Origin of the sequence: Borborobacter arsenicus (genome assembly GCF_003934165.1) — a bacterium.
Lineage (GTDB): Bacteria > Pseudomonadota > Alphaproteobacteria > Rhizobiales > Rhizobiaceae > Pseudaminobacter > Pseudaminobacter arsenicus.
Genome location: NZ_RKST01000014.1, coordinates 131,402 through 155,989, shown reverse-complemented (window position 1 = coordinate 155,989; position 24,588 = coordinate 131,402). Strand labels below are relative to the sequence as shown.

General features: G+C 61.9%; 29 protein-coding genes. 11 read left to right on the top strand and 18 right to left on the bottom strand.

All coding sequences use genetic code 11. The annotated features are described in order from the left end of the window. Positions 1-25: 25 nt before the first annotated feature. Complete coding sequence (locus EET67_RS16650) at positions 26-721, bottom strand: hypothetical protein (protein WP_128627318.1); 696 nt, start codon at positions 719-721, stop codon at positions 26-28. A gap of 281 nt (positions 722-1,002) precedes the next feature. Here EET67_RS16650 and EET67_RS16645 point away from each other — a divergent pair, with 281 nt between their 5' ends. After that, positions 1,003-1,479, top strand: a complete 477-nt coding sequence (locus EET67_RS16645; RefSeq protein WP_128627317.1) for a PAS domain-containing protein — start codon at positions 1,003-1,005, stop codon at positions 1,477-1,479. Between the two features lie 62 nt (positions 1,480-1,541). Here the strand turns inward: EET67_RS16645 and EET67_RS16640 are convergent, their stop codons facing one another. The 8 genes from EET67_RS16640 to rph all read right to left on the bottom strand — a co-directional run bounded on the left by EET67_RS16640 (position 1,542) and on the right by rph (position 8,058). Then, positions 1,542-3,173: an FGGY-family carbohydrate kinase gene (locus EET67_RS16640; protein WP_128627316.1), complete on the bottom strand. Its 1,632-nt coding sequence runs from the start codon at positions 3,171-3,173 to the stop codon at positions 1,542-1,544. A gap of 105 nt (positions 3,174-3,278) precedes the next feature. Then, positions 3,279-3,659, bottom strand: a complete 381-nt coding sequence (locus EET67_RS16635) for a YraN family protein (RefSeq protein WP_128627315.1) — start codon at positions 3,657-3,659, stop codon at positions 3,279-3,281. Continuing rightward, complete coding sequence (rsmI, locus tag EET67_RS16630) at positions 3,643-4,515, bottom strand: 16S rRNA (cytidine(1402)-2'-O)-methyltransferase (RefSeq protein ID WP_128627345.1); 873 nt, start codon at positions 4,513-4,515, stop codon at positions 3,643-3,645. Before rsmI ends, EET67_RS16635 begins: the two co-directional genes overlap by 17 nt. Before the next feature lie 89 nt (positions 4,516-4,604). Continuing rightward, positions 4,605-5,006, bottom strand: a complete 402-nt coding sequence (locus tag EET67_RS16625) for an EamA family transporter (protein ID WP_281011127.1) — start codon at positions 5,004-5,006, stop codon at positions 4,605-4,607. 100 nt (positions 5,007-5,106) lie between these two features. Beyond that, positions 5,107-6,264 carry a radical SAM family heme chaperone HemW gene (gene hemW / locus EET67_RS16620; RefSeq protein ID WP_128627314.1) on the bottom strand — a complete coding sequence of 386 codons (1,158 nt, stop codon included), beginning with the start codon at positions 6,262-6,264 and terminating at the stop codon, positions 5,107-5,109. Positions 6,265-6,270: 6 nt separating this feature from the next. Further along, complete coding sequence (rdgB, locus tag EET67_RS16615) at positions 6,271-6,918, bottom strand: RdgB/HAM1 family non-canonical purine NTP pyrophosphatase (protein WP_128627313.1); 648 nt, start codon at positions 6,916-6,918, stop codon at positions 6,271-6,273. Further along, positions 6,915-7,328 (bottom strand): VOC family protein, encoded by a 414-nt coding sequence (locus EET67_RS16610; protein WP_128627312.1) that lies wholly within the window; start codon positions 7,326-7,328, stop codon positions 6,915-6,917. The genes rdgB and EET67_RS16610 overlap by 4 nt, the downstream gene beginning before the upstream one ends. A 13-nt stretch (positions 7,329-7,341) precedes the next feature. After that, positions 7,342-8,058: a ribonuclease PH gene (rph, locus tag EET67_RS16605; protein WP_128627311.1), complete on the bottom strand. Its 717-nt coding sequence runs from the start codon at positions 8,056-8,058 to the stop codon at positions 7,342-7,344. A 141-nt stretch (positions 8,059-8,199) separates the two neighbouring features. On the opposite strand from rph, the gene hrcA reads away from it, so the two are divergent. Both hrcA and EET67_RS16595 read left to right on the top strand, forming a co-directional pair. Next, positions 8,200-9,270: a heat-inducible transcriptional repressor HrcA gene (gene hrcA / locus EET67_RS16600; protein WP_128627310.1), complete on the top strand. Its 1,071-nt coding sequence runs from the start codon at positions 8,200-8,202 to the stop codon at positions 9,268-9,270. 72 nt (positions 9,271-9,342) lie between these two features. Then, the gene (locus EET67_RS16595) at positions 9,343-9,540 is read left to right on the top strand and encodes a hypothetical protein (RefSeq protein WP_128627309.1); all 198 of its coding nucleotides are present in this window, start codon (positions 9,343-9,345) and stop codon (positions 9,538-9,540) included. A gap of 29 nt (positions 9,541-9,569) precedes the next feature. On the opposite strand, the gene EET67_RS16590 is transcribed toward EET67_RS16595, so the two are convergent. Then, positions 9,570-10,154: a YceI family protein gene (locus tag EET67_RS16590; protein ID WP_245450961.1), complete on the bottom strand. Its 585-nt coding sequence runs from the start codon at positions 10,152-10,154 to the stop codon at positions 9,570-9,572. A gap of 4 nt (positions 10,155-10,158) precedes the next feature. Continuing rightward, positions 10,159-10,734: a cytochrome b gene (locus tag EET67_RS16585; RefSeq protein WP_128627308.1), complete on the bottom strand. Its 576-nt coding sequence runs from the start codon at positions 10,732-10,734 to the stop codon at positions 10,159-10,161. Positions 10,735-10,994: 260 nt separating this feature from the next. Between EET67_RS16585 and cysK the strand changes: the two genes are divergently transcribed. From cysK to EET67_RS16565, 4 genes are all read left to right on the top strand, one after another. Next, positions 10,995-11,975 (top strand): cysteine synthase A, encoded by a 981-nt coding sequence (gene cysK / locus EET67_RS16580; protein WP_128627307.1) that lies wholly within the window; start codon positions 10,995-10,997, stop codon positions 11,973-11,975. A 123-nt stretch (positions 11,976-12,098) separates the two neighbouring features. Beyond that, positions 12,099-13,058 (top strand): TAXI family TRAP transporter solute-binding subunit, encoded by a 960-nt coding sequence (locus tag EET67_RS16575; RefSeq protein WP_128627343.1) that lies wholly within the window; start codon positions 12,099-12,101, stop codon positions 13,056-13,058. Positions 13,059-13,195: 137 nt separating this feature from the next. Beyond that, complete coding sequence (locus tag EET67_RS16570; protein ID WP_128627306.1) at positions 13,196-15,307, top strand: TRAP transporter permease; 2,112 nt, start codon at positions 13,196-13,198, stop codon at positions 15,305-15,307. Beyond that, entirely contained in the window at positions 15,304-15,690 is a 387-nt protein-coding gene (locus EET67_RS16565; RefSeq protein ID WP_128627342.1) for a DUF1850 domain-containing protein, read from the top strand. The genes EET67_RS16570 and EET67_RS16565 overlap by 4 nt, the downstream gene beginning before the upstream one ends. A 65-nt stretch (positions 15,691-15,755) precedes the next feature. On the opposite strand, the gene EET67_RS25680 is transcribed toward EET67_RS16565, so the two are convergent. After that, on the bottom strand, positions 15,756-15,917 hold the full coding sequence (locus EET67_RS25680) for a hypothetical protein (protein ID WP_165899931.1): 162 nt from the start codon (positions 15,915-15,917) through the stop codon (positions 15,756-15,758). A gap of 361 nt (positions 15,918-16,278) precedes the next feature. Between EET67_RS25680 and EET67_RS16560 the strand changes: the two genes are divergently transcribed. Next, the gene (locus EET67_RS16560; protein WP_128627305.1) at positions 16,279-16,782 is read left to right on the top strand and encodes a YciE/YciF ferroxidase family protein; all 504 of its coding nucleotides are present in this window, start codon (positions 16,279-16,281) and stop codon (positions 16,780-16,782) included. 409 nt (positions 16,783-17,191) lie between these two features. Here the strand turns inward: EET67_RS16560 and mbfA are convergent, their stop codons facing one another. Then, on the bottom strand, positions 17,192-18,175 hold the full coding sequence (gene mbfA / locus EET67_RS16550; protein WP_128627303.1) for an iron exporter MbfA: 984 nt from the start codon (positions 18,173-18,175) through the stop codon (positions 17,192-17,194). A gap of 153 nt (positions 18,176-18,328) precedes the next feature. Between mbfA and EET67_RS16545 the strand changes: the two genes are divergently transcribed. After that, positions 18,329-18,646 carry a hypothetical protein gene (locus EET67_RS16545; RefSeq protein ID WP_128627302.1) on the top strand — a complete coding sequence of 106 codons (318 nt, stop codon included), beginning with the start codon at positions 18,329-18,331 and terminating at the stop codon, positions 18,644-18,646. Between the two features lie 58 nt (positions 18,647-18,704). Here the strand turns inward: EET67_RS16545 and EET67_RS16540 are convergent, their stop codons facing one another. From EET67_RS16540 to EET67_RS16525, 4 genes are read right to left on the bottom strand one after another with little or no spacing between them, the layout of a single operon-like run. Further along, positions 18,705-19,844: an ABC transporter permease gene (locus EET67_RS16540; protein ID WP_128627301.1), complete on the bottom strand. Its 1,140-nt coding sequence runs from the start codon at positions 19,842-19,844 to the stop codon at positions 18,705-18,707. Continuing rightward, complete coding sequence (locus EET67_RS16535) at positions 19,841-20,758, bottom strand: ABC transporter ATP-binding protein (RefSeq protein ID WP_128627300.1); 918 nt, start codon at positions 20,756-20,758, stop codon at positions 19,841-19,843. The genes EET67_RS16540 and EET67_RS16535 overlap by 4 nt, the downstream gene beginning before the upstream one ends. Positions 20,759-20,774: 16 nt before the next feature. Continuing rightward, on the bottom strand, positions 20,775-21,722 hold the full coding sequence (locus EET67_RS16530) for an HlyD family secretion protein (RefSeq protein ID WP_128627299.1): 948 nt from the start codon (positions 21,720-21,722) through the stop codon (positions 20,775-20,777). Beyond that, positions 21,719-22,435 (bottom strand): CerR family C-terminal domain-containing protein, encoded by a 717-nt coding sequence (locus EET67_RS16525; protein ID WP_128627298.1) that lies wholly within the window; start codon positions 22,433-22,435, stop codon positions 21,719-21,721. Before EET67_RS16525 ends, EET67_RS16530 begins: the two co-directional genes overlap by 4 nt. Before the next feature lie 78 nt (positions 22,436-22,513). On the opposite strand from EET67_RS16525, the gene EET67_RS16520 reads away from it, so the two are divergent. Next, positions 22,514-22,987, top strand: coding sequence for a CYTH domain-containing protein (locus EET67_RS16520; protein ID WP_128627297.1), 474 nt, complete (start codon positions 22,514-22,516; stop codon positions 22,985-22,987). Continuing rightward, positions 22,984-23,838 (top strand): YiiX/YebB-like N1pC/P60 family cysteine hydrolase, encoded by an 855-nt coding sequence (locus EET67_RS16515; protein WP_128627296.1) that lies wholly within the window; start codon positions 22,984-22,986, stop codon positions 23,836-23,838. Before EET67_RS16520 ends, EET67_RS16515 begins: the two co-directional genes overlap by 4 nt. Before the next feature lie 19 nt (positions 23,839-23,857). On the opposite strand, the gene EET67_RS16510 is transcribed toward EET67_RS16515, so the two are convergent. Continuing rightward, complete coding sequence (locus EET67_RS16510; RefSeq protein ID WP_128627295.1) at positions 23,858-24,580, bottom strand: DUF899 domain-containing protein; 723 nt, start codon at positions 24,578-24,580, stop codon at positions 23,858-23,860. Between the last annotated feature and the right edge of the window lie 8 nt (positions 24,581-24,588).

Sequence of the window (24,588 nt, the reverse complement as noted above, 5' to 3'; positions counted from 1 at the left end):
CGCTTTCGGTTCTGCACCTTTGCGGTCAGGCCGCCCGCATCGTTGCAGCGACAACCTCCGGCGTAAACGACTTCCAGGCGATGTCCCGCATACCCTTCATCGCGCGAAGGATCTCATCGCGATCCTCATCCGTCTCGGCGTAGGTCGAAAGAACCTGACGGCCCAGCCCGGTGTGGAATTTCTCGTCAATTTCGATCTGCTTGTAGATCCGCACCACATCCATGTGGCCCTGCACTTCCGCACCCTTGAAGGTGGGCTCGAAACTGCCCGATGCAGAGGTTTCCGAGACATACCAGGCGGCAATAGCCGCAAGATAGTGGCGATCCATGCACTCCCAGAGCCAGTTGCTCCACGAAACAGCCGCCTTCGGCACCGTAATCGGGACAATGCCGCCAAGGGACAGGACGGCCTTGCCGAGCTCTTCATAATGCTCGGCCTCCTGGAAGGACTGCTTGGCCAGCAGGGTGATGTGGTTGCGCTGGAACCGCAGGCCGTAACGGCGGATCTGTTCGTTCAACAGAAAGACATAGTCGATCTCGCGCCAGGTCCGCGTCTCGAGCCACGATGCCAGCACGCGCTTGTCGGGGTTGGCATTGTAAGCATTAAAGAAAGACTCCGTCGCTTCCTTCGTAATATTAAAAACATCATCAAGTATAGTATCTATCTCTGCATCGATAGGCGCAAGTCCATTTCCGCCCCTAACCTTCCTCGTATCCAACATGATTGTCTCTCCTCGCTACTGGATTATTCGTAGCGATTAGAAAATCAACCTGTCTTCAGGTCAACATGGAAGTCCTTTAGATTACCTCCGGCGAACTATAGGAAAACTAACGAACCGGATCACTCGCCATGGTCGGAGAGGCGAGCGGCACGGCGGCCAAGCCCAGTGCGGCCCTCTGGGAAATTTCACAGGTAGACGAAAGCAGAACTTAAAATTCCTTGGCCCTCCGGCCCGATGGATGCATGAATATGCCACCAGATTTCAGAGAACCCGCTATTGCCATGACCGATGAATCTTCCCGCCCGGCAAATGTCAGCACGACCCCGCTCACGCGGGAAGAGATTGCTACCGGCATCCTCGACAGCGCAGCCAACGCAATCGTCGTCAGCGATCAAACAGGAACGATAGTGCTCTGGAATGCCGGGGCAGAGCGTGTTTTCGGATTTGCCGAGCACGAGGCTCTCGGCAAATCGCTCGATATCATAATCCCGGAACCGCTGCGCGCCCGTCATTGGGAGGGATACCGTCAGACCATGCGCTCCGGCACCAGCCGGTATGGCGCCGGCGATGTTCTGTCAGTGCCAGGGCTACACAAGGATGGGCACCGGATTTCAGTCGAATTCACCATCACTCTCCTGGTCGGCGCAGGTGCCGAAATCCGGGGGATGGTCGCGGTGATGACAGACGTCACAAAGCGGTTTGAAGAGCTGAAAAGTCTGCGCAAGAAGCTGACGAGCCAAGCACTGTCATCCGCCTGACTCGGCCCAGCAGCGCATCGGATGGCCGCCTTATCGCGACGGCTCCGTCACTTGTCCACAACTCATGCCTCTCCGTTCAAGATATGACGGACCGACGCCGCTGATTTCTGCAACGCCTCGAACGCCGCAAAGCGCCGGTCGTGAAGCTTGGCAATTTTGCCGGTAGCCGGCTCCACACTTTCGCCAACGGACGACATCGCCTCCATGGCCGCTTCCAGATCGGCAAAGGCGTTGGCCGCGGTTGCCCCAAGCATTGCGGCTCCCAGCAAAACCGGCTCGGGCTCACGCGAGATCAATAGCGGCAGGCCGGTGCAATCGGCGAGGAGCTGGCGCACCAGCGGGTGCTGGCCGGCGCCACCGCTCAAGGCAAGGGCGTCGATGGTCGCTCCCTGCGTCCGGCTCGCGGCTATGACCTGGCGCAGCCCGTAGCCCAGTCCGAGGACCCCGGCGACGTAAAGCGATACCAGATTGTCCAGGCCGCGCTCCATGCCGAGGCCTGAGATGACCGCGCGCGCATGCGGGTCGGCATGCGGCGAGCGATTGCCGAGAAATTCCGGCACGACCACGAGCCCTTTGGCCAGATGCACAGCTTCCGAGTATGTCGATACGCATGCGGCAGCCATATCGGCAAGCAGGTTTGGCACAGACAACCCCTGGGACGAGGCGACCTCAAGAGCCTCCCCGGCGGCGGCAGGATGGAACGAAATGAGCTGATCGATGGCAGCGCCAGCACCCGACTGCCCGCCTTCGCTCAACCACAGGCCCGGTATCATCGCCGAGTGGTACGGCCCCCATACGCCGGGGATGAAGATCGGCTCCACGCTGCTGGCCATGGTGCAGGCGGACGTGCCGAAGACATAGGCCATGCGTGTTGTAACCGAGCCCTTGCCACCGCGCGCACCTACCGAACCTAAGCCGCCTGCATGAGCGTCGATCAGACCGGCGCCAACCGGAGTGGAAGGGTTCAGGGCAAGATCGGCTGCCGCCTCTGCCGTCAGCCCGCGGCTGAGCGCACTGCCTCCGGGGACGATTTCGATTCCGATCCGGGCAAACCCCTGTTCGGCAAGATCGCCCAAGCCGACCTGCCGGAAATAGCCGTCATCCCAGCGCCGTTCATGGGCGAGATAGGTCCATTTACAGGTCACCGTGCATATCGACCGCGCCAGACTTGCCGTGGCCCGCCAGGTCAGAAAATCGGCGAGGTCGAAGAACTGCCAGGCGGAAGCGTAGGTCTCGGGCAGGTTTTCCTTCAGCCAGAGCAGCTTCGGCGTTTCCATCTCCGGGGAGATCGAGCCGCCGACATAGCCCAGCACCTTGTGCCCCGTTTCATTGATCCTGCGCGCCTGGTCGGTCGCGCGGTGATCCATCCAGACGATGATATTTCGGCTGTCGTTCCCATGTGCGCCGACGGCCATCGGCGCGCCGTTCGGGCCAATTACGACCAGCGAACAGGTTGCATCGAAGCCGATGCCGCCAATATCTTCACCGGTAAGGCCGGCCGCATTAACCGCCTCGCGAACACTGGCGCAAACCGCCTTCCAGATATCATCGCTGGCTTGCTCGGCGATGCCAGGCCCATCCCGATAAAGCGCGATATCGCGCCTGGCCGACGACACCATGTTTCCAGACATACCGAAGATGCCTGCCCGGGCACTGCCGGTGCCCACATCGATCCCGATGAAATAACTCGTCATCACATAACCTGCTCATTGTCAGGCGAAGGCACGTTTACTCTTCACCGCCCTGCAGTTTGCCATAGCAACATCACGCCCGCCGCTTCTTACGGCAATTCCTCCAAGTCAATTCCGCGCCTGAAAGGCATTCTCGACATGCACCGGCCAGCGGCGCGGCAGCACCGCAACCATGTCGAATCGCACAGAGAGCCTGCCATGGTCCGGCTGGCGGGCGAGCCACAGGTCGGCCGCAGCTTCGATACGTCGTTCGGATTGATAGGCAATGGCCTCCATTGCCGACAGCAAGGTAGGGCGCACCTTGACCTCGACGATGAGAACGAGATCGCCGCGCCGCGCGATCAGGTCGATTTCACCGAGCTTCGTGCGGTAGCGGCGGGCAACGATGCGGTAGCCCTTGAGCATCAGCGTCAGCGCGGCCAGGAATTCGCCGCGGTGACCGCGCCGGTTCGCCTTTCGCCGTGTGAGCGCATCAGCCACCTTTATCATCCTTGAGTTCGAGCAGCCGGCGATAGAGCGCAGGCTTTTGCCCGCCGGTCATGCGCGCAGCCTCGGCCGCCGCCTTGGAGGCCGGCATTTCCTGTGCCAGCGAGAGCAGCAGCCGGTCGACGTCCTGTGCATCTGCAAAGGCCTCTTCCTCTGGCGGTCCGACACAGATGACGATCTCTCCTTTCGGCGTGGGCGCCTGGGCATAGTGAGCCGCCAAAGCGGTGAGGCTGCCGGCGCGCATTTCCTCATAGGCCTTCGTCAACTCACGCGCGATTGCCGCCTTACGGTCACCATAGACCTCCGCCATCGCCTTCAGCGTGTCGGCGGTCCGGCGAGGCGACTCGAAAAAGATCAGCGTTGCCGGCACGCTCCGCAGTTCCCCCAGACGGGCTCGGCGTTGACCGTCCTTGACCGGCAGGAAGCCGGCAAACAAAAATGCGTCGGAGGGCAGGCCCGAAGCCGTGAGCGCGGCCAGAACCGCAGACGCGCCCGGCACCGGAACCACGCGGATACCGCGCTCCAGCGCCTGGCCGACCAGCCTATAGCCCGGATCGGAGACCAGCGGCGTGCCGGCATCCGAGATCAGCGCCACGCTGCGGCCGGCTTCAAGCGCCTCGATCAGGCGCGGGCCGGCCTCTGCGGCATTGTGCTCATGATAGGGCACCGGACGCTGACGGATGCCGTAACGCTCCAACAGCACACGGCTGACGCGAGTGTCCTCGCAGGCAAGAATATCGGCGCCGGCCAGCGTTTCCAGCGCGCGCAGCGTGATGTCGCCGAGATTGCCGATCGGGGTGGCGACGAGATAAAGCGCGGCCTCCAATGGGCGGGCGATGATTTCCGCCTGCGCCACCATGAAACTTCTGTTGTCACCGTCCTTATGCACCGCCAGCCTCCTGATGGATTCCTCTTTGGCACGGTGGCAGGCGCATGGCAAAAGGGCAGCTAAACCTTATAGGCGACCAAAACCGCACCGACGGCAATCAGGGCGATACCGAGCCAGTTTAAGCCGCTCAGCCGCTCGCCCAGAAAGACGACGCCGAAGATCGCAACCAGTACCACGCTCAGCTTGTCGATCGGCGCGACCTGCGCGGCGTTGCCGAGTTTCAGCGCGCGGAAATAGCAGAGCCACGACGCACCAGTCGCAAGACCCGACAAGGCGAGGAAGCCGTAAGTCTTTCCCGAGATTTCGGTAAGGTTCTGGGCCTGCCCGGTCGCGGCGACGATCGCCGCCAGCACAGCGACAATAACCAGGGTGCGGATCAGCGTGGCGAAATCCGCATTGACATTTTCGACACCGACCTTGGCGAAAATTGCCGTCATCGCGGCGAAGGAAGCCGAAAGCACCGCCCATAACTGCTAGGAAGCAAAGGCAGAATTCATGACATACTCCTCCGCAAGATGTCCGGCATAATGAGGAGTGCCGTCGTTTTTCGCAATCGCTAGGCTAACGTGCCAGATCGGCGACGACCGCATCAAGCACGATCATGCCCGACGCCGTGGCGCGCAGGCGCGAATTGCCGATTGACGCGACCAGCCCCTCCTCCTGGAGCACGGATATGCGCGGCGACGACAGCGGCCGGCCCGACAGGGCCTCATAGCGAACAAGGTCGATGCCCTCGGCCAGCCTCAACCCCATCAGCAGAAATTCGTCAGCTTCCTCCGAACGGGTCAGCACTTCGCCGCCGGTGACGCCATGCCCCCTCGCCTCAACGAGATTCGCCCAGGTTTCGGGCATCTTCTCGGTTATCGTTACCACTCGACGGCCGCCCTCGACGAAGCGGCCATGAGCGCCGGGGCCGATGCCGACATATTCGCCATAGCGCCAATAGGTCAGGTTGTGGCGGCTTTCGGCACCCGGTCTGGCGTGGTTGGAAATCTCATAGGCCGGCAGACCGCGACTTGCAGTCACTTCCTGGGTGATCGCGTAAAGCTCGGCTGCGTGGTCGGCATCGGGGATTTCGAATTTGTGAGCCTGATGCAGCGCATGGAAGCGCGTACCTTCCTCGATGGTCAACTGGTAAAGCGACAGGTGGTCCGCGGCATGGCCGATCGCCTGCTCAAGTTCGGACGCCCAGGCTTCCGGTTTCTGGTTCGGCCGTGCGTAGATCAGGTCGAAGGACAGGCGCGGGAAGATTTCGCGTGCCAGACCGATGGCATGCAGCGCCTCGGCGACATTGTGCAGCCGGCCGAGAAAGCGCAGATCCGCATCGTTCAGCGCCTGCACGCCGAGCGACACGCGGTTGACGCCGGCGGCGCGATAGCCACGAAAGCGTTCGGCCTCGACGGAGGACGGGTTAGCCTCCAGCGTGATTTCGATGCCGTCTGGAACCGTCCAGTTCCGCGCCACCGCTTCCAATACGGTTGCAACCGTTTGCGGCTTCATCAACGACGGCGTGCCTCCGCCGAGAAAAATGCTGGTCACTTGGCGGGGGCCGGTGCGCGCACTCATCGTCGCAAGTTCCGTCTCAAAGGCGCGGGCGAAGCGCTCCTGATCGACCGGCTGGTGGCGGACATGGCTGTTGAAGTCGCAGTAAGGGCATTTGGCCGCGCAGAACGGCCAATGAATATAGACGCCGAAGCCCGGATCGCGCTCTGACACCATTTCTCCTTAAGCCGAGCCAAGTTTGGCGCGGGCAAATTTCTGGAAGGCGCGGGCACGATGGGAAAGCGCATTCGCCTGTCCCGGCTTCCAGCCATGCTTTTCCTGCGCTTCCATCTCGCCGAAAGTCTTGTCGTAGCCCTCCGGCACGAAAACCGGATCGTAGCCGAAACCTTTTTCGCCACGCGGCGGCCAGACCAGATGTCCTTCCGCCTCGCCCCGGAAATATTCGGCGTGGCCGTCCGGCCAGGCAAGGCAGATGACGGCAACGAAGCGTCCAGTGCGGCTTTCGGGCGACGCCGCGCCGACTTCCTGCATTGCCACTTCGGCACGCTGCATGGCCATGCCGAAATCACGGCTGCCGTCCGGCAGTTCGGCCCAGTTGGCGGTGTAGACGCCCGGTTGCCCGTCAAGCGCGTCGATGCACAGCCCGGAATCGTCCGACAGTGCCGGCAGCCCGGTGGCGCTGGCGGCCGCATGTGCCTTGATATAGGCGTTCTGCTCGAACGTCGTACCGGTCTCGTCGGGCTCCGGCAGGCCGAATTGCCGGGCCGATTTTGCCTCGAAGCCGAAAGGCGCCATCAGGCCGGCAAACTCCCGCAATTTGCCGTCATTATGGCTGGCAACGACGATCTTCCTGTCTTCAAGCGGCCTCATTCAAGTCCCCAGATGCGTGGTTCGGCAAATTCCAGCGAATTGCCAGATGGATCGCGGAAATAGATCGAGCGCCCGCCCTGCGGCCATTTGAAATCCGCCTCGATGATGACGCCTTTGGCTTGCAGCCTTGCCTTCCATCGCTCAATCTCTTCGGCACTTGCGGCAAAGCAGAGATGGCCCTGCCCCGCCGTGCCATGCGGAGGCACAGGCAGCCTTGCATCCGCCGGCGGAGGCACCTTGGTAGCCTCGGCATTGAAGAGCAGCAGCACACCCTGCCCGCAACGGAAGAAGACGTGGCGGCCCTCCACCCTGGCAATGCGCTCAAGGCCCATCACATCGCTGTAAAAGGCTTCCGCCGCAGCGAGATCGGTCACATAAAGCGCAGTTTCAAGAATGGCGGAGGGGGTCATCGGCGCTCTTGCCTCAGGCAACCGCCATCTGCTGCAGATCGACCAGACGCGAAATGCCCTTCTTGGCGAGCGCCATCAGGGCTGCAAACTCTTCTTCCGAGAATGGTACGCCCTCGGCAGTACCCTGAATCTCGACGATGCCGCCCTTGCCGGTCATGACGAAATTGGCGTCGGTACCGGCGCTGGAATCTTCCAGATAGTCGAGATCGAGCACCGGCTGACCGTCATGGATGCCGCAGGAAATCGCAGCGACATGATCCTTCAGCACTTTCGAGACGCTGACCATCTGGCGCGCTTCCATCCAGCGCAGGCAATCGTGAAGCGCGACCCAGCCGCCCGTGATGGAAGCGGTGCGGGTGCCGCCATCGGCTTGCAGCACGTCGCAATCCACGGTGATCTGCATTTCGCCCAGCGCCTGCAGATCGACGACAGCACGCAACGAGCGGCCGATCAGGCGCTGGATTTCCAGGGTGCGACCACCCTGCTTGCCGGCAGAGGCCTCGCGACGCATACGGTCGCCGGTGGAACGCGGCAACATGCCGTATTCGGCCGTCACCCAGCCCTTGCCGCTATTGCGCATCCATCCTGGCACCCGCTCTTCCAGGCTTGCCGTGCACAGCACATGGGTGTCGCCGAATTTGACCAGGCAGGAGCCTTCCGCATGCTTGGAGACGTTGCGCTCGAAGGAGATCGCACGCATTTCGTCGAATTGGCGTTTGGAAGGGCGCATGAAGGTTCTTTCTGTTAGCTTTACGGGAATCCCGCGCTTGTAGCTCATGAGACGGCGGGGGCAAAGCAAAACCCGACAGGGCAGACGGTTGTGTTCCCGCAGCGCCAGTTTATATGATTCTGCCGGAGGTTTGGTAAAACCATGACGCAACCGGCACTGGACCAGGCATTGCAATCGCTCGATGCGCGTTCGCGCGACATTTTCCGCCGCATCGTCGATTCCTATCTGCTGGACGGCGAACCGGTCGGCTCGCGTAACCTTGCGCGCATGCTGCCTTCCTCGCTGTCGCCGGCGACCGTGCGCAATGTCATGAGCGACCTGGAGCATCTGGGACTCGTCTACGCACCGCACATCTCGGCCGGCCGCCTGCCGACCCAGAAGGGCCTGCGTTTCTTCGTCGACAGTTTCATGGAACTGGGCGACCTGACCGACGAAGAGCGCCGCAATATCGAGACGCAGGTCAAGGCCTCCGGCAAGGGCGGTACGCTGGAACAGATGCTGACCGAGGCCAGCCAGATGCTGTCGGGCATGTCGCGAGGTGCCGGAGTGGTCCTCGCGGCGAAGAACGAGGTACCGCTCAAGCACATCGAATTCATCCAGCTCGAGCCTCAGCGGGCACTTGCCGTACTGGTGTCGCAAAATGGCGATGTGGAAAACCGCGTGGTCGAGTTGCCGCCGGGCGTAACAAGCTCGCAGATGCACGAAGCCTCGAACTACCTGAATGCCCATATAGGCGGGCGGACCCTTGCCGAGGCAAAGAGCGAGATCGCCCGGCTCAGGCAGGAAACGAGGGCAGCGCTCGATACACTGTCGCAGGATCTGGTCGAGCGGGGGCTTGCCGTCTGGGCCGGTGCGGAAGACGGGCTGCCCTCGCGCCTGATCGTGCGCGGCCGCGCCAATCTGCTGGAAAACGTCACCGCACAAGCCGACATCGAATTGCTGCGCCATCTGTTCGACGATCTCGAAACGCAGGAAGGCATGGTCCAGCTTCTGGACCTGGCCGAAGCGGGCTCGGGCGTGCGTATCTTCATCGGCTCGGAAAACCGGCTGTTCTCGCTATCCGGCTCGTCGTTGGTGGTGGCGCCCTATCGTGACAAGGATGCCCGCGTGGTCGGCGCGCTCGGCGTCATCGGCCCCACCAGGCTCAATTATGCTCGCATCGTGCCGATGGTCGACTACACCGCCCAGATCATCTCCCGGATGCTGCGCTGATTGCTGCCCGCGCCGTAGCGCGCAGCGGCCAACGGGTGTAACCTGCCTGCTTGACACCGCAAGGAGAGGCCCATGGCGCTTGAGGAAATCAAGGCGCGGATCAGCTTGCTCATCGAGCAGATGATCGAGCAGCCGGAAGACGTCCATGAGGTGCATGAGCGCATTCGCGAACAATTGAACGAACTGCGCGCGATGGGAATGCCGTTGCCGGCCGATCTCGTCGAATTGGAGAAGCGCCTCGACACGGGCTTCCAACAGGCCGACGGTTGAATATTACCAACCGGTCCGCCGCCCGGGGGTTACCCACGCAGGCCCTGCAGCACCATGTCGAATTCGACCACATTTGAGTAGATCGGCGTGCCGACATCCATGCCATAGGGCGAACGCAGCACCTTGCCTTGTACGTGGAAGACAATCCGGCGACGGCTGCGATCGCTCACGCTGGCCTGAAACTGTGCCTTGCGCGTCTTGCCGCGCGCGGTCAGCACTCCATCTATCAGCGCGCTGGATTCGCCCGTGCGCGTGACGCTCGTTGAACGGAAGGTAATTTCGGGGAAATTCTCCACATCGAACACCGCATCCGAGCGCAGGAAGTTTTCGACGCGCTTTTCCCGGGCCCTGACGCTTGCCGGAAGGAGTGTGATGTCGACTTTCGAACGCCCGACATCACCACCGTCAATGCTGAAAGTACCGTGAAACTGCGCAAAATTGCCATCGATCCCGCCGCCCGCGATCTGACCGACATGAAAGGCGATGCGCGAGGACGGCTCGATGCGGTAGTTACCCGCCGCTTCCGACAGCGCATCGGCATGGGCACTGGCGACCAAGGTCAAAGCCGGTATCAGGCAAGCGATCCGTAACCACTTCATAATATGGCAAGACATTTTCTCACCTCCAGGGTTCGTCCAGTTCCCTGCTTGGACGCAGCATGCGTTTGAGGACATTGTCGCCGACCCAGAAATGGTGGCGAAGGGCTGCGCCCATATGCCCGGCGACCAGAGCGGCCGTGCCATAAGCGAGCCAGAGATGGGCCCCGCGCCAAAAGTTCTCGCCGGCTTCCGATCGGACAAGCGGCAGATCGGGAATAATCACCAGATTGAAGGCGAAGCTCGGCACATCGAGTGTCGAACTGGAAACCAGCGCCCAGCCGGCCATGGGCAGGGCAAGCAGCAAGAGATAGAGCAGCGACTGCACCACCCAGGCCGCAAAGCGCTCGACTTTGCCCAGCGTCGCCACCGCCCGCGGGCGCGTTTGCGTTCCGGCCCATGCCAGCCGCAGGATCGACAGGCCTAGCAGCAGGAAACCGAAGGATTTGTGCCACTGGATCAGCACGAACTGCAGCGCCATGCTGTGCACCCATTGGGTCGTCACACCCAGCACCAGTTGGCCGATAAACAGCAAGGCAATGATCCAGTGGAACAGGATCGTCACCAATCCGAAGGTCTCGTTGCCATTGCGCAGCATCGTGGATGTCCGGCAATTTCAGAGCAGCTCTGCCAAGGATAGTGCCGAGCCCGGGAAAAATCATCGCACGAGCTTGTGATTTATTCGCGATAGCATCGAAACGATGCACGCAAGCGCGTCCGCGGCCGGTTGAAGCGCAGGCCTGCTCCGATTATCTACTGACCAGCGGAATTCATGTCTCGAAGGGCTTCGGCCGGCCTTATCCGCTCGGTTTCTTTAACGCCGCCTTTTGCGGGCGCCGCAATCTGGGAGCAATACAAGTGAACAAACCCATTGCCAGCACCCACGCGCCCGGGAGGGGCCGTATCTTCAATTCGATCACAGAGACGATTGGCGACACGCCACTGGTGCGGCTCGACAAATTCGCGGCTGAAAAAGGGATCGTCGCCAATTTGATGGCCAAGCTTGAATTCTTCAATCCGATCGCGTCGGTCAAAGACCGCATCGGCGTGGCGATGATCGAGGCGCTGGAGGCGGACGGAACCATTTCCCCCGGTAAATCGACGTTAATCGAGCCGACCTCGGGCAATACCGGCATTGCCCTTGCCTTCGCGGCCGCGGCCAAGGGCTACAAGCTGATCCTGACCATGCCCGAAACCATGTCGGCTGAGCGCCGCAAGATGCTGCTCCTGCTCGGTGCCGAGCTGGTGCTGACCGACGGTTCCAAAGGCATGAAGGGTGCTATCGCCAAGGCCGAAGAGCTAAGCCGAAGCATTCCCGGTTCCGTCATTCCGCAGCAGTTCGAAAATCCCGCCAATCCTGAAATCCACCGCCGGACGACCGCCGAGGAGATCTGGAACGACACCAGGGGTGAGGTCGATATCGTCGTTTCCGGCATCGGCACCGGCGGCACCATCACCGGCATCGGCCAGGTATTGAAGGAACGTAAGCCGGACGTGCGCATGATCGCCGTCGAGCCGGAGGCCTCGCCGGTCCTGTCAGGCGGCAATCCTGGCCCCCATAAGATCCAGGGCATCGGCGCCGGCTTTGCGCCCAAGGTTCTCGATACCTCGATCTATGACGAGATCGTCCAGGTCTCAAATGAGGATGCGATCGCCAATGCCCGCCTGGTCGCGCGGCTGGAGGGCGTGCCGGTCGGCATCTCGTCGGGTGCGGCCCTGCAGGCAGCAGCTGTCGTCGGCTCGCGCCCGGAAAATGCAGGCAAGAACCTCGTCGTCATCATTCCCTCCTTCGCCGAGCGCTATCTCTCGACCGTCCTCTTTGACGGTCTGGGCCTGTAACCCGGCGGAGTACAACCCTACGACGAATATTCGGGTTGGCATTTCCGTCCCGCTGTTTAAACTCGCCCGGCTCACGTCGGGTCGGGAAGGTGGCGCGGCGTCAAACAGGGAGGAAACCAAATGATGCTCGACCTGAAATCAAAATTCATTGCCGCGGGCGCGGTCGCGCTTTCGCTCGGCCTGGCGACAATGCCTGTCAAAGCGCAGGAATTCATCAATGTGCTGACCGGCGGTACCTCAGGCGTTTACTATCCGCTCGGCGTGGCGCTGTCGGACATCTATGGCAAAGACATCGAAGGCGCCCGCGCGCAGGTGCAGGCAACCAAGGCATCGGTGGAGAACCTCAATCTGTTGCAGCAGGGCAAGGGCGAGATCGCATTTGCGCTGGGCGATTCGGTGAAGCTTGCCTGGGAGGGCAATAAGGAAGCCGGCTATCCCGGCAAGCTCGACAAATTACGCGGCATCGCCGCCATCTACCCGAACTATATCCAGATCGTCGCCAGCGCCGAGTCAGGCATCAAGACGCTGGCCGATCTGAAAGGCAAGAGCCTTTCGGTCGGCGCCCCGGCATCGGGAACCGAACTCAATGCGCGCGCCATCTTCGAAGCGGCCGGCATGAAATACGAAGATCTCGGCAAGGTCGAATATCTTCCCTTCGCCGAATCGGTCGAACTGATCAAGAACCGCCAGCTCGATGCGACACTGCAATCCGCCGGCCTCGGCGTGGCCTCGATCCGCGACCTGTCGACCTCGCTGAAGATCAATGTCGTTGCCGTGCCCAAGGCCGATGTCGAAAAAATCGGCGCACCGTATATTTCGGTGGTGATTCCCGCCAACACCTATGATGGGCAGACGGAAGATGTCGAAACGGCTGCGGTCGGCAACTTCCTCATCAGCCATGACGGCGTTTCGGAAGAAACCGCCTATCAGATGACCAAGCTCCTGTTCGAAAATCTCGACAAGCTGACCGCCGCCCATGCGGCCGCCAAGGCCATTGATCCGGCCAAGGCACTCGACGGCATGCCCGTGCCCCTCCATCCTGGCGCCGAGCGCTACTACAAGGAAAAAGGCCTACTGAAGTAGGCTAGGAGCCGCTTTGGCGGGGATTCGCACAACCTCGCGCATTCGTCAGACCAGTGCCTTCTCCCCGTCAGCGGGGAGAAGCGGTATATTTTTGACTGTGCTGGAACCCATTTCCCTCGTTTGCTGGAAGCCTGGCGATGACCGAACCTAAACCGCAAACGCAGACCTTCCTATCCTCCGAACCCGAAGAGGCGACGGAGGGCCTGCCGCCCGGCTGGGGTGAGGGCCTTGCCGGACGGGTCGCCTTCTGGATCGCGGTCGCGTTTTCCGCGTTCCAGCTCTACACCGCCGCCTATGGCACACTACCCAGCCAGGTGGTGCGCGCCATGCATGTCGGCTTCCTTCTGCTGCTCGGCTTCGTGCTGATCGGCAATCTCACCGCGCGCTCGACCATCGGCAAGGCCTGGTTCTGGCTGCTCGGCGGGCTTGGCATGGCGACGGGCATCTATAACTGGATCGAATATGTGCCGCTGATCCAGCGCAGCGGTTTCCTGACCCATATGGATCTCGTCGTCGGCGTGATGTTGATCGTCCTGGTCTTCGAAGGCGCGCGGCGCCTCATGGGCCTGCCGCTCGCCATCATCGCCGGCATTTTCCTCGCCTACTGCTTCCTCGGGCACTACCTGCCGGCCCCCTTCATCCATCGCGGCTATGATTTTGCGCAGATCATCGAGAATTTCGCTTTCGGCACAGAGGGCATCTACGGCACTCCCGTCTATGTCTCGGCTGCCTATATCTTCATCTTCGTGGTCTTTGCCGCCTTCCTCGAAAGGGCGGGTATGATCGCGCTGTTCAACGATGTCGCGCTCGGCCTCGTCGGTTCATGGCGCGGCGGGCCGGCGCAGGTCTGCGTCCTGTCATCGGCGCTGATGGGCACCATCTCCGGCTCGGGCGTCGCCAATGTGGTGGCAAGCGGCCAGTTCACCATTCCGCTGATGAAGCGCTTCGGCTTCCGCCCGGCCTTTGCCGGGGGCGTGGAGGCGACCTCTTCCATGGGCGGGCAGATTATGCCGCCGGTGATGGGAGCTGTCGCCTTCATCATGGCCGAGACGCTGAACGTACCTTATGCCGCGGTGGTCAAGGCGGCGATCATCCCGGCAATGCTCTATTTCGGTGCCTGCTTCTGGCAGGTCTATCTGGAGGCGGGCAAGGCCAGGCTGAGCGGCATGGACAAGGCCGCACTGCCGAACCCCTGGGAAGCGGTGAAAGAGCATTGGGCGCTGATCCTGCCGCTGGCCGCACTCGTCTATCTGCTTTTTGCCGGCTATACGCCGATCTTTGCCGGAACCATGGGGCTGGCGCTGACCATAGTGCTCATCCTCGGCACGCCGCTCGCGGCCCTTATCGGCCCGTTCGCGTTCCGCGTCATGTTCTGGATCGCGCTCGGCCTTGCTGCCGCAGCCTTCATGAAATTCGGCGTCAATATATTGGCGCTGGTCATGGCCGGGCTGGTGCTGGCTTGCCTGCTGTTCAAGGGTGGGCGCGAAACACTGGTGATCTGCATCGAGTCGCTTGCCTATGGCGCCAAGAACGCGCTGCAGGTCGGCATTGCCTGCGCCATCGTCGGCATCGTCATCGGTACGCTGACGTTGACCGGCATCGCCTCGACCTTCATCGGCGCCATCATCGCCATCGGCCAGGACAATCTGTTCGTGTCGCTCATCCTGACCATGATCACCTGCCTGGTCCTGGGGATGGGCATCCCAACCATCCCCAACTACATCATCACGTCCTCGCTGGCGGGCCCCGCCTTGCTGGAACTCGGCGTGCCGCTGCTGGTCAGCCATATGTTCGTCTTCTATTTCGGCATCATGGCCGACCTGACACCGCCGGTGGCGCTCGCAGCCTTCGCTGCCGCGCCGATGGCGCGCGAGTCGGGCATGAAGATAGCCGTGCAGGCGTCCAAGCTTGCCGTGGCCGGCTTTGTTGTGCCCTTCATGGCGGTCTACACCCCGGCGCTGATGCTGCAGGATGCCGGTCACATCGCTGCAAGCTACGGCTATCCGGTCGAGGTCACCTATATCGTCTTCAAGGCCTGTCTCGGCATCGCGCTCTGGGGTGCGGCCGCGGTCGGCTTCCTCATCGGGCCACTGGCGATATGGGAGCGGCTTGCCGCCTTCCTTGCCGGCGTGTTGCTGATCGCCGCTCTCCCCCTCACCGACGAGGCGGGCTATCTGCTTGCTGCTCTCGTGATCGGACAGCATTGGTGGCGCATGCATCGCGCTCGACACGCCACGGCGGTGCGATGAGCCTGTGCCTGCTTGCTGGAGGCAAGCTGAGCGTCCTGGCAGTCACTGCCTTCACCTTGGCATGGACCCATTCGGTGGAAAAAACCCGTTGGGAGGAGGACTGGCGTGTCACGCCCGCCGGCCTGCAGATCGTGGAAGCCCGCATCCAGGGCTCCGGCGCCGGCATGGAACCGCCGGCGGACGCCGTGCTGAAAGACGGCTGGTGGGTCTATGCTCCGAAACTGCCTGCGCAAGCGAAACTGACGCTTGCCTCCTCGGGTGCCACGGCGGGCGGCTGGTCGCTTTGTGCGGGCGGCAAATGTCTCGAACTTGGGCTGTTGCCCGGTTCAGATGTCGAACTGTCGGCCTGCGACGGGCGGGGGCGTCACGCTCCCGCGAAGTAGATTTGGAGTGTCCTGGCCTCTCAGCGACGCTTTTGCATATCGTGGAGCCAGGACCCTCCGGTCGATCAGCGAAAGCTGGCGGGTCTTTCGAGCGGCCTGCCCTGACGGCGCGCATAGGCCGGGCCGGGGCCGCGCATATAGTAGCGCTCCGGCCGGTAGGTCGGAGCCACGAATTCACGAATTGCGGTCGCGTAGCTGGCGATGTGGGTCCAGATTGAGGTTGTCATTGTCTTCGTCCCTGTCGCTTCGGATGTCCCTTCCGAAATATGGGGATGATGCTAGCGTCCCGTCGTGAATAGTCCGTGAACGGAGTGTTAATCTTCGGGCCGAAACCCGCTGGATCATGGCCGAAAAGCGGTTGATTCGCGGCCTTTCCTCGGCGGCCGTCGCTTCGTGTAGACGCTGTGTCTTCTCCGCAACAAACACTTCAGTGTCGGGCGCGGACTTTTCCGTTGCCGGGCCTGATTTGACGGAACCGGCCCCGAGGCGAGACGTTCGGAAGAAGAACCGGGCTGTGCCCTGATGGAGCGGGCTCCAACCAAGGCTGCTCCGATTTCACCCACTTCGATGATAGGAAGGAGCCATGACATGGGCTTTTTTTCGAAGGACATCAAAACGCTTGACGATCTCTTCGTGCATACGCTGCGCGACATCTACTACGCCGAAAAGCAGATCGAGAAGGCGCTGCCGAAAATGATCGACAAGGCGAGCGACCCCACCCTCAAGGCCGGCTTTGAGAAGCACCTCAAGGAAACCGAGGGCCATATTGCGCGGCTGGAGGAAGTGTTCGAGATGCACGGCGTCAGGGCCAAGGCGGTCAACTGCCCAGCCATAGACGGCATCCTGGAGGAGGCGGACGAGGTCAGCAGCGACATTGATGACAAGCAGGTGCTGGACGCCGCCCTCATCGCATCGGCGCAGGCCGTCGAGCACTACGAAATGACTCGCTACGGCACGCTCATGGCCTGGGCCAAACAGCTTGGCCGCAGCGATTGCGCCTCCATTCTTGCCAAGAACCTCAAGGAAGAGGAAGCGACCGACAGGAAGCTGACCGAAATGGCCGAAAGCAGGGTCAACCGCCAGGCCGCTTGACAAGCCGTCATTTGATTGCCGGCGCCCTAGGACCAATCGACATTCAGGTTTCGGGCGTGGCGCGAGCCGGATTTCGTGCTCAAGCAGGCGAAAAGACCGCCGTGGTGTCGACCACCACAAGGGCTTTTCAACGAACTTGAGCGCGAAATCCGCCGCGTCCCGAAGGGATATGGCCAAAATCGTCCATTTCCGCGTCGCGAAGCCTCGACGCAGGCCAACTGCGCCATCGGCTCCGCTCCTAGAGCATGTTGCAGCCAAGCTGGAATCACTTGGCGTCGCATACATGCGGCAAAATCAACTAGATAGACCATGATGTCGTCCGAAAACTGCTTCACACTTTTCGGCATCATGGTCTAGACCTGAACGATTTTGCTCATACCACGCCTCAAATCCTGAATGTCGATTGGTCCTAGGCATTGCCGATCAGGACGCCTGCCGCCAGCACCAGCGCGCCTCCAAGCACCACCTGCAGGGAGGCGCGCAGCCACGGCGTCTCCATATAGCGGTTCTGGATAAAGACGATCGCCCACAACTCGACGAAGACGACGGCAACGGCGATGGTGGTCGCTGTCCAGAAGTCGGCAATCAGATAGGGCAGCGCATGACCCAGGCCGCCGATCGTGGTCATTATACCTGACGCCAGGCCCCTGATGATCGGCGAACCGCGCCCGGAAAGCTTGCCGTCGTCATGCGCCGCCTCGGTGAAGCCCATCGAGATGCCCGCGCCGACCGAGGCGGACAGGCCGACCAGGAATGTCTGCCAAGTGTCCTGCGTGGCAAAGGCTGCCGCAAAGATCGGCGCCAAGGTGGACACTGAGCCATCCATCAGCCCGGCCAGCCCCGGTTGCACCATGGTCAATATGAACTGCCGCCGTTCGGTGGCCGCTTCGCTCGATTGCACGTCTTGCGGGACATGTTTCAGGCCAAGGCGCTGCGCCAGCGTTTCATGCGATTTTTCGGCTGCAGCCAGGTCGCCCAGCAACTTGCGGGTCGAGGCATCGCTGGTGCGCTTGGCTGCCTCGACATAAAAGCGATAGGCCTGCGCCTCCATTTGCTCGGCCTGTCCGCGCACCTTGTCGATGCCGAGCGGACGCACCAGCCAATCCGGCTTGCGGTCGTAATAGTCGCGCACATGCTCGCGCCTGATCAGCGGAATGCGCTCGCCGAAGCGCTCGCGGTGAAGCTCGATCAGCGCCGCGCGGTGGCCATCTTCCTCCTGCGCCATCTCCTCGAAAACCTTCGCGGATGCCGGGAACTGCTCGGCCAGACCATCGGCATAGGCGCGATAGATTCTTGCATCGTCCTCTTCCGACGAGATCGCGAGGGCGAGGATTTCCTGCTCCGAAAGCGATTGGAAGGAACGGCGGCCAAAGCCGAAGACGCGGGACAGCATGAGAAAGCTCCTAGTTTAGAACTATTCTAAATAAGATCATGCTCAGGCCCGATCAATGGACAAAATCGTGGAGATAAAAATTCGCCGGCCCGCCCTTATTATAGGCTTAGGTTTGCCTATATGAGGAACCTTCCCCCGAAAAGGAAACTCCCCATGCCGGCCGCAAAGCAATCCCTGGACCCCAAACCCGTTCTTGACCTGATCGCCAGTATCCAAGCGGATCTCGACCGGCTGAAAGCCATGCTCCAGCCACCGACACGGAAATTCGACCCGGCCAATCCGCACAACAAGACCAGCGACGGCAAGCTGACGGAGGAAGGCGTCGAATGCTGCTATCGCATGTTCGACGAGGGCAAGAGCCGCTATTCGGTGGCCCAGGCCATGCACATATCCTTTGCCGCCGCCACCCACCGCTTCAAGGCATGGCGCAAGGCGGGCGGCGAGACCCGCAGAAAAGTGCTGCTTGGGTGAGAAACGCCCAGCCGGAGGCTGGCGAAAAGCCAACGATTTGGCTTTTTGCCGCCGATACTCAGTCGAGCGTACGGCGGAACCTGAACAGTGCCATTGCGGCAAACAGGATGACGAAGATCGTCAGCGCGGCGATCTCGGTTGAAATGGCAGCGAAGTTCGCGCCCTTCAGCATCACCGCCCGGATAATGCGCAGGAAATGCGTCAGCGGAAAGATTTCGCCCAGCCATTGGGCCCAGTCCGGCATGCCGCGAAATGGAAACATGAAGCCCGACAGCATTAGCGAGGGCAGGAAGAAAAAGAAAGTCAGCTGCATGGCCTGCATCTGCGTGTGGGAGACCGTCGAAATGGTGTAGCCAAGCAGCACCAGCGACAACACGAAGATCAGGATCGCCGAAAACAGCAGCGGCATGGAGCCGACGAAGGGCACGGCAAACATCAGCGTTGCCGCCGCCAGCACCACCATGACCTGTACCGCACCGACAACGAGATAGGGCAGCACCTTGCCGAGCATGATCTCGACCGGGCTGGTGGGCATGGCCAGCAGATTTTCCATCGTGCCGCGCTCGGTCTCGCGCGTCAGCGCCATCGACGTCATCATCACCATGGTCATCTGCAGGATGACGCCGAGCAAGCCGGGCACGATGTTGTATTGCGAGATGCCCTCGGGGTTGTAGCGCCGATGCACGATGACCTGAAGCTGCTGCTTGGCCTGTTCCGCGGCCTCGGCCTGCATGCCTTGCTCGCGCAGCAAAGCCTGGCTTGCAACCGTACTGAGCGTCGAAATCGCATTGCTTGCGACCGACGGGTCGGTGGCGTCCGCCTCGATCAATATGCGCGGCTCGTCGCGCCGCTCCACCCGGCGGGCAAAGTCGCTGGGAATGGTCACTACAAAGGAGACGGCGCCTTCCGCCATCAGCGCCTCGGCCTCGGCGGCGCTCTGCACGACATGGTCGAAGCGATAATAGCCGGTGTTTTCCAGGGCCGAGGCGATCGCCCGCGTATATTGGTCCTGGCTGGTTGCCACCAGCGCCGCCGGCAGGCCTTTCGGATCATTGTTGATGGCGTAGCCGAAGAGCACGAGTTGCATCAGCGGCACCCCCAGCATCATGGCGAAGGTGATGCGGTCGCGCCGCATCTGGATGAATTCCTTGGTCAGCAATGCGCCGAGGCGGGCAAAGGAAAAGACCGTATTCCTCATGCCATATTGTCCTTCGACCCGGCCATGAACTGGATGAAGACATCCTCCAGGCTGGTCTCGCCGGGCTCGACACGTGTGCCCTTGCGCCGGCCGATCTCCTTCAGGGTCTTCTCAAGCAGCTGCCGGTTCGAGCCGACGACATGCAGCGTCGTGCCGAAGGGCGCCACCTGTTCCACGCCGGGCCTGCCCTCCAACTCCGCCGCCACTTCATTCAGATCAGGCCCGGTGACGATGAAAGTCGTCAGTCCGGCATTTTCGATGACTTGCTCGACCGTGCCGGTGGCGAGCAGCCTGCCGTAGGAGATGTAGCTGATGCGGTGGCAGCGCTCGGCCTCGTCCATATAATGGGTGGAAACCAGCACGGTCAGCCCGTCGCGCGCCAGCCGGTGGATTTCGTCCCAGAATTCGCGTCTTGCCTTGGGGTCGACGCCGGCGGTCGGCTCGTCGAGCAGAAGCAGCCGCGGCTTGTGCATGATGCAGGCGGCAAGTGCCAGGCGCTGCTTCCAGCCTCCGGAAAGCGTGCCGGCAAGCTGGTCCCGGCGCGAGGCGAGGCCCAGTTCCTCCAGCGTGCGGCCGACATATTCTCCGGCCGGCCTGAGCTGATAGAGACGCGCCACGAATTCGAGATTCTCGCCGATGGTCAGGTCCTCGTAGAACGAGAATTTCTGGGTCATATAGCCGACCTCGCGCTTGATCTTCAGGCTGTCGGTCAGAAGGTTATGGCCGAGCACCGTGCCCTCGCCGGCATCTGGCGTCAGCAACCCGCACATGATGCGGATCGTCGTCGTCTTGCCAGAACCGTTGGGCCCCAGGAAGCCGACGATCTCGCCCTCGGCAACGCTCATGGTCACATGATCGACGACCGTCTTGTCGCCGAAGCGCTTGACCAGGTTCCTGACTTCAATGGCGTTCATGGCGTATCGCCACCATTCATTCGGACGCCAGGACGACGTCGACGATCTGCCCCGGCTGCAGCGGGCCGGCATCACCCTGGGGCCGTGCTTCCACCAGATAGACCAGCTTCTGGCGCGTCTCCAGCGAGTAGATCACCGGGGGCGTGAATTCCGGCTCGGGCGATACATAGCTAACAGTCGCCTTCAGATCCGGACCGCAGCCGTCGCAGCGCACGGAAAGCTTAGTTCCCGGACTGATCGACGAGAAGGAGGCTTCCGGTACATAGACCTTCAGCTTCACGGCACCGTCCGGCAGCATGGAGATCACCGGCGCCGAGGGGCCGGCCACATCGCCCGGATTGCGGATGACGTCGCTGATGCGGCCGGCCGAGGGAGCCTGGATCGTCCGCCGGGAAAGCCGCCAGCGCGCCTGCTCCAGTTGCGCCTGCGCGCCCTTCACCTGTTGCTCGGCGGCCCTGATCGTCTCGGCCCGGGCGGGTAGCCCTGCCACCGCCAGATTGGCCTTGCTTTGTCCGATTTCCGCCTTGGCGACCTCCACCGAGGTAGAAGCCTCGTCGAACTGCGCCTGTGTGGCGATGCCGCGCCTGAACAGGTCGGTCACACGCGAAAGTACGCGGTCTGCCTCCTCCGCCTTGGCCTCGGCCGAGCGAACCGCCGCTTCCAGCACCGCGATCTCTTCCGGGCGCTTGCCGAGCCTGAGGTCGGCGAGTTGCGCCTCGGCCTGCGCCAGGGCGGCTTCCGCTTGCGCCACAGCTATTTCGGCGTCGGCGATCTCAAGCATGCCAATCGTCTGGCCGGCCTCGACATGGTCACCACGCCTGACCGCGAGCGACTGCACCTGCGCCACTTCGATCGGCGCCAGGAGGACATAGTCGCCCTCGACATAGCCGACCGCCAGTGGCGAGACTGCGGTGCAGGATGAAAACACCGAAGCCGCAAAGGGAATGGCGCAAAGCAGGCTCATAGGCTGCCCTCCCGCTCGCGCGAGACGCCCTTCCTGAAAGCCAGCATGGCGTCGAGATTGTCCTTGGCGACCGCCGTCACCAGCGCGGCCTGCGCCGGGCCGATGGCCTCCCAGCCCATGCGGCGACGCACCGCCTCGCGGCCGATGCGGAAATAGACGACCTGCCCGATCAGCGTAAAGATGGCGAGCTTCGTGCGGTCGCTGTCGGCAGGCTCGCTGGTCGCAGCCTCCCAGACCATGCAGAGCCTCCGATGCACCGGCTCGAACACGCCGCTATAGATGCGGTCCAGCGCGGCGGTCGGATGCGAAAGCTCGCGCAGCAGGAATTGCACGATCTCGCCGGCCTCGGGCTGCGCGACGATGAAAAGCACCATGCGGTCGAGAGCAGCATGCAATTGCGCCTGCGCGGCCTCCGGGGTCGAAGCTGGTTCGCTGATCGCGTCGAAGCCCCCAAGCGCCTGGCCGGCGACGGTCTGGATCGTTTCGACAATGTGGTCGGCCGCGGCGAGGCGGAGCCCCTCCTTGCCGCCGAAATGATAGGCGATCGAGCCGATATTGGCGCGCGCGAGCGTCGCGATCTCGCGCGTGGACGTGCCGGTGAAGCCCTGGCTGCCGAAGAGCTTCAGTGCCGCCCGCACCAGTGCTGCACGGGTCTGGTCGGCCGAGGGAACCGGAGCCTTGCCACGTCCGGAAGCTGCAGTGGTACCTTTCATTTTTCCTATTTAATCAAACGAATGATTAAAGTCAAGCACGCTTGCTCCAGGGGCTTCGGTAGGCTTTATTCTCCCACCATGGCGAAGGAGATCGAGCGCAAATTTCTGGTGTCGGGGGAAGGCTGGCGCAGCGAAGTGGAGCGCTCCGCCAGGCTTCAGCAATTCTATCTCGTGGCGGCGGAGGATCGTTCGGTACGCATCCGCATAAAGGACGGCACGGAGGCGCGGCTAACGCTGAAATTCGGCACGCAGGCGCGCATGCGTGACGAGTTCGAATATGCGATCACGCTTGCCGAGGCCGAAGAGATGCGCGGCTTCGCCGTCGGTCGGATCATCGAGAAGACCCGCTATATCGTCCGCCACAAGGACCGCCTCTACGAGGTCGATCTATTCGCGGGAGAATTGCAGGGTCTCGTGATCGCCGAGCTGGAAACCGCCGAGGATGTGCCGGGTGGCGACCTGCCGTCGTGGCTCGGGCGGGAGGTGACCGGCGAGGCGGCCTATTACAACGCCACGCTCGCCATAGGCAGCCGGCCTGTGGAGCAATCATGACGGCGCAGACCGACACGCTCCTCGACCGGCTCGGCCGCTGGCTTGCCGGCCGGCTGCAGCAGGAATCCTCCGGCTATCAGCCCTATACGCCGTCCGATCCAGAGATCCTGCGCCGCACGCTGCAACCGGGAGACATTCTGCTGGTCGAGGGCAATCAGCACATTTCGGCTGCCATCAAATATCTGACCCAGTCGACATGGTCGCATTCATGCCTCTATGTCGGCGACGCCCTGCCCGAGCCCGAAGACGGCTCGGAGCGCCCCCGCCTGATCGAGGTCAATCTCGGCGAAGGCTGCGTGGCCGTGCCCTTGTCGAAATATCGCACCTACAATACGCGCATCTGCCGCGCGCGCGGGCTGACGCCCGACGACCGCCAGAAGGTCGTGGATTTCATGATCGCTAGGCTCGGCCTCAAATACGACCTGAAAAATATTGTCGACATGCTGCGCTATTTCATGCCGACGCCGCCGGTGCCGGTACGGTGGCGGCGGCGCCTGCTCGCCTTCGGCTCCGGCGATCCGACACGCGCCATCTGCTCATCGATGATCGCGGAGGCCTATGGCGGCATCCGCTATCCTATCCTGCCGGAAATCACGCTCGCCCCCGGCCGCGCCTCGGCGCAATCGACCTATATGCGCCGGGAGATCCTGCATATCCGCCACCATTCGCTCTACACGCCGCGCGACTTCGACCTGTCGCCCTATTTCCAGATCGTCAAGCCGACGCTGGAATATGGCTTCGACTACAAGACCGTGGTCTGGGGCGACAGCAAGCCGGAAGAAATGAAATCGGCCGGCGTCGATGACGCCGACCGGCAGGACACCGTCGAGGACAGCAAGCACAAGGCTTGAGTCACCTCCGCCCGCATCGTCAGGATGCAGCCTGAACCCGTTCAGCCGATTCATATTCGTCATGCCGCTTGACCCAGTCCATGGTGCCGCTTTCATTGCGGCCCTTGGGCATGATGTCGAGGATCATATAAGTGCCCATGATATCCTCGTCGCCGCGCGCATAGCGGGAGAACGTACGGAATATGTCGCCCTTCTCGTCCTTGTAGAAGGCGGTGGTTCCGTGCAGTTCGTCCATCTCGTAATCGAGCGGCACGTAGTTGTAGATGGCCCGGCCGGCCTTGATGTCCTCCTTGTGGAAGGACACGTTGAAATCATAGTTGAAGTCGCTGCTGAACGAGGAGACCCAGGGGAATTTCCAGCCCATGCGCTTCTTATAGGCCTCGATCTTTTCCAGCGGCGCGCGCGATACGGCCAGGAACGTCACGTCATGATGCTGCAGGTGCAGATTGGCTCCATCGAAATGGTCGGCGCCGAAGGAACAGCCGACGCAGCCCTGCTTCCAGTCAGGCCCAAGCATGAAATGATACATTGCAAGCTGGCTGCGCCCGTCGAACAGTTCGGCCAGCGTCTTGCGGCCCTCCGGTGTGTCGAATTCATAGGTCTTGTCGACCCGCACCCAGGGCAGCGCCAGCCGCTCGGCGCGCAGGCGGTCGCGCATCCGGGTAAATTCCTTTTCCTTGGCGAGATGCACCTTGTGCGCGGCCATCCACTCGCCTTGGGATACGATCTTGTGCGGTTGCATCTGCTTTC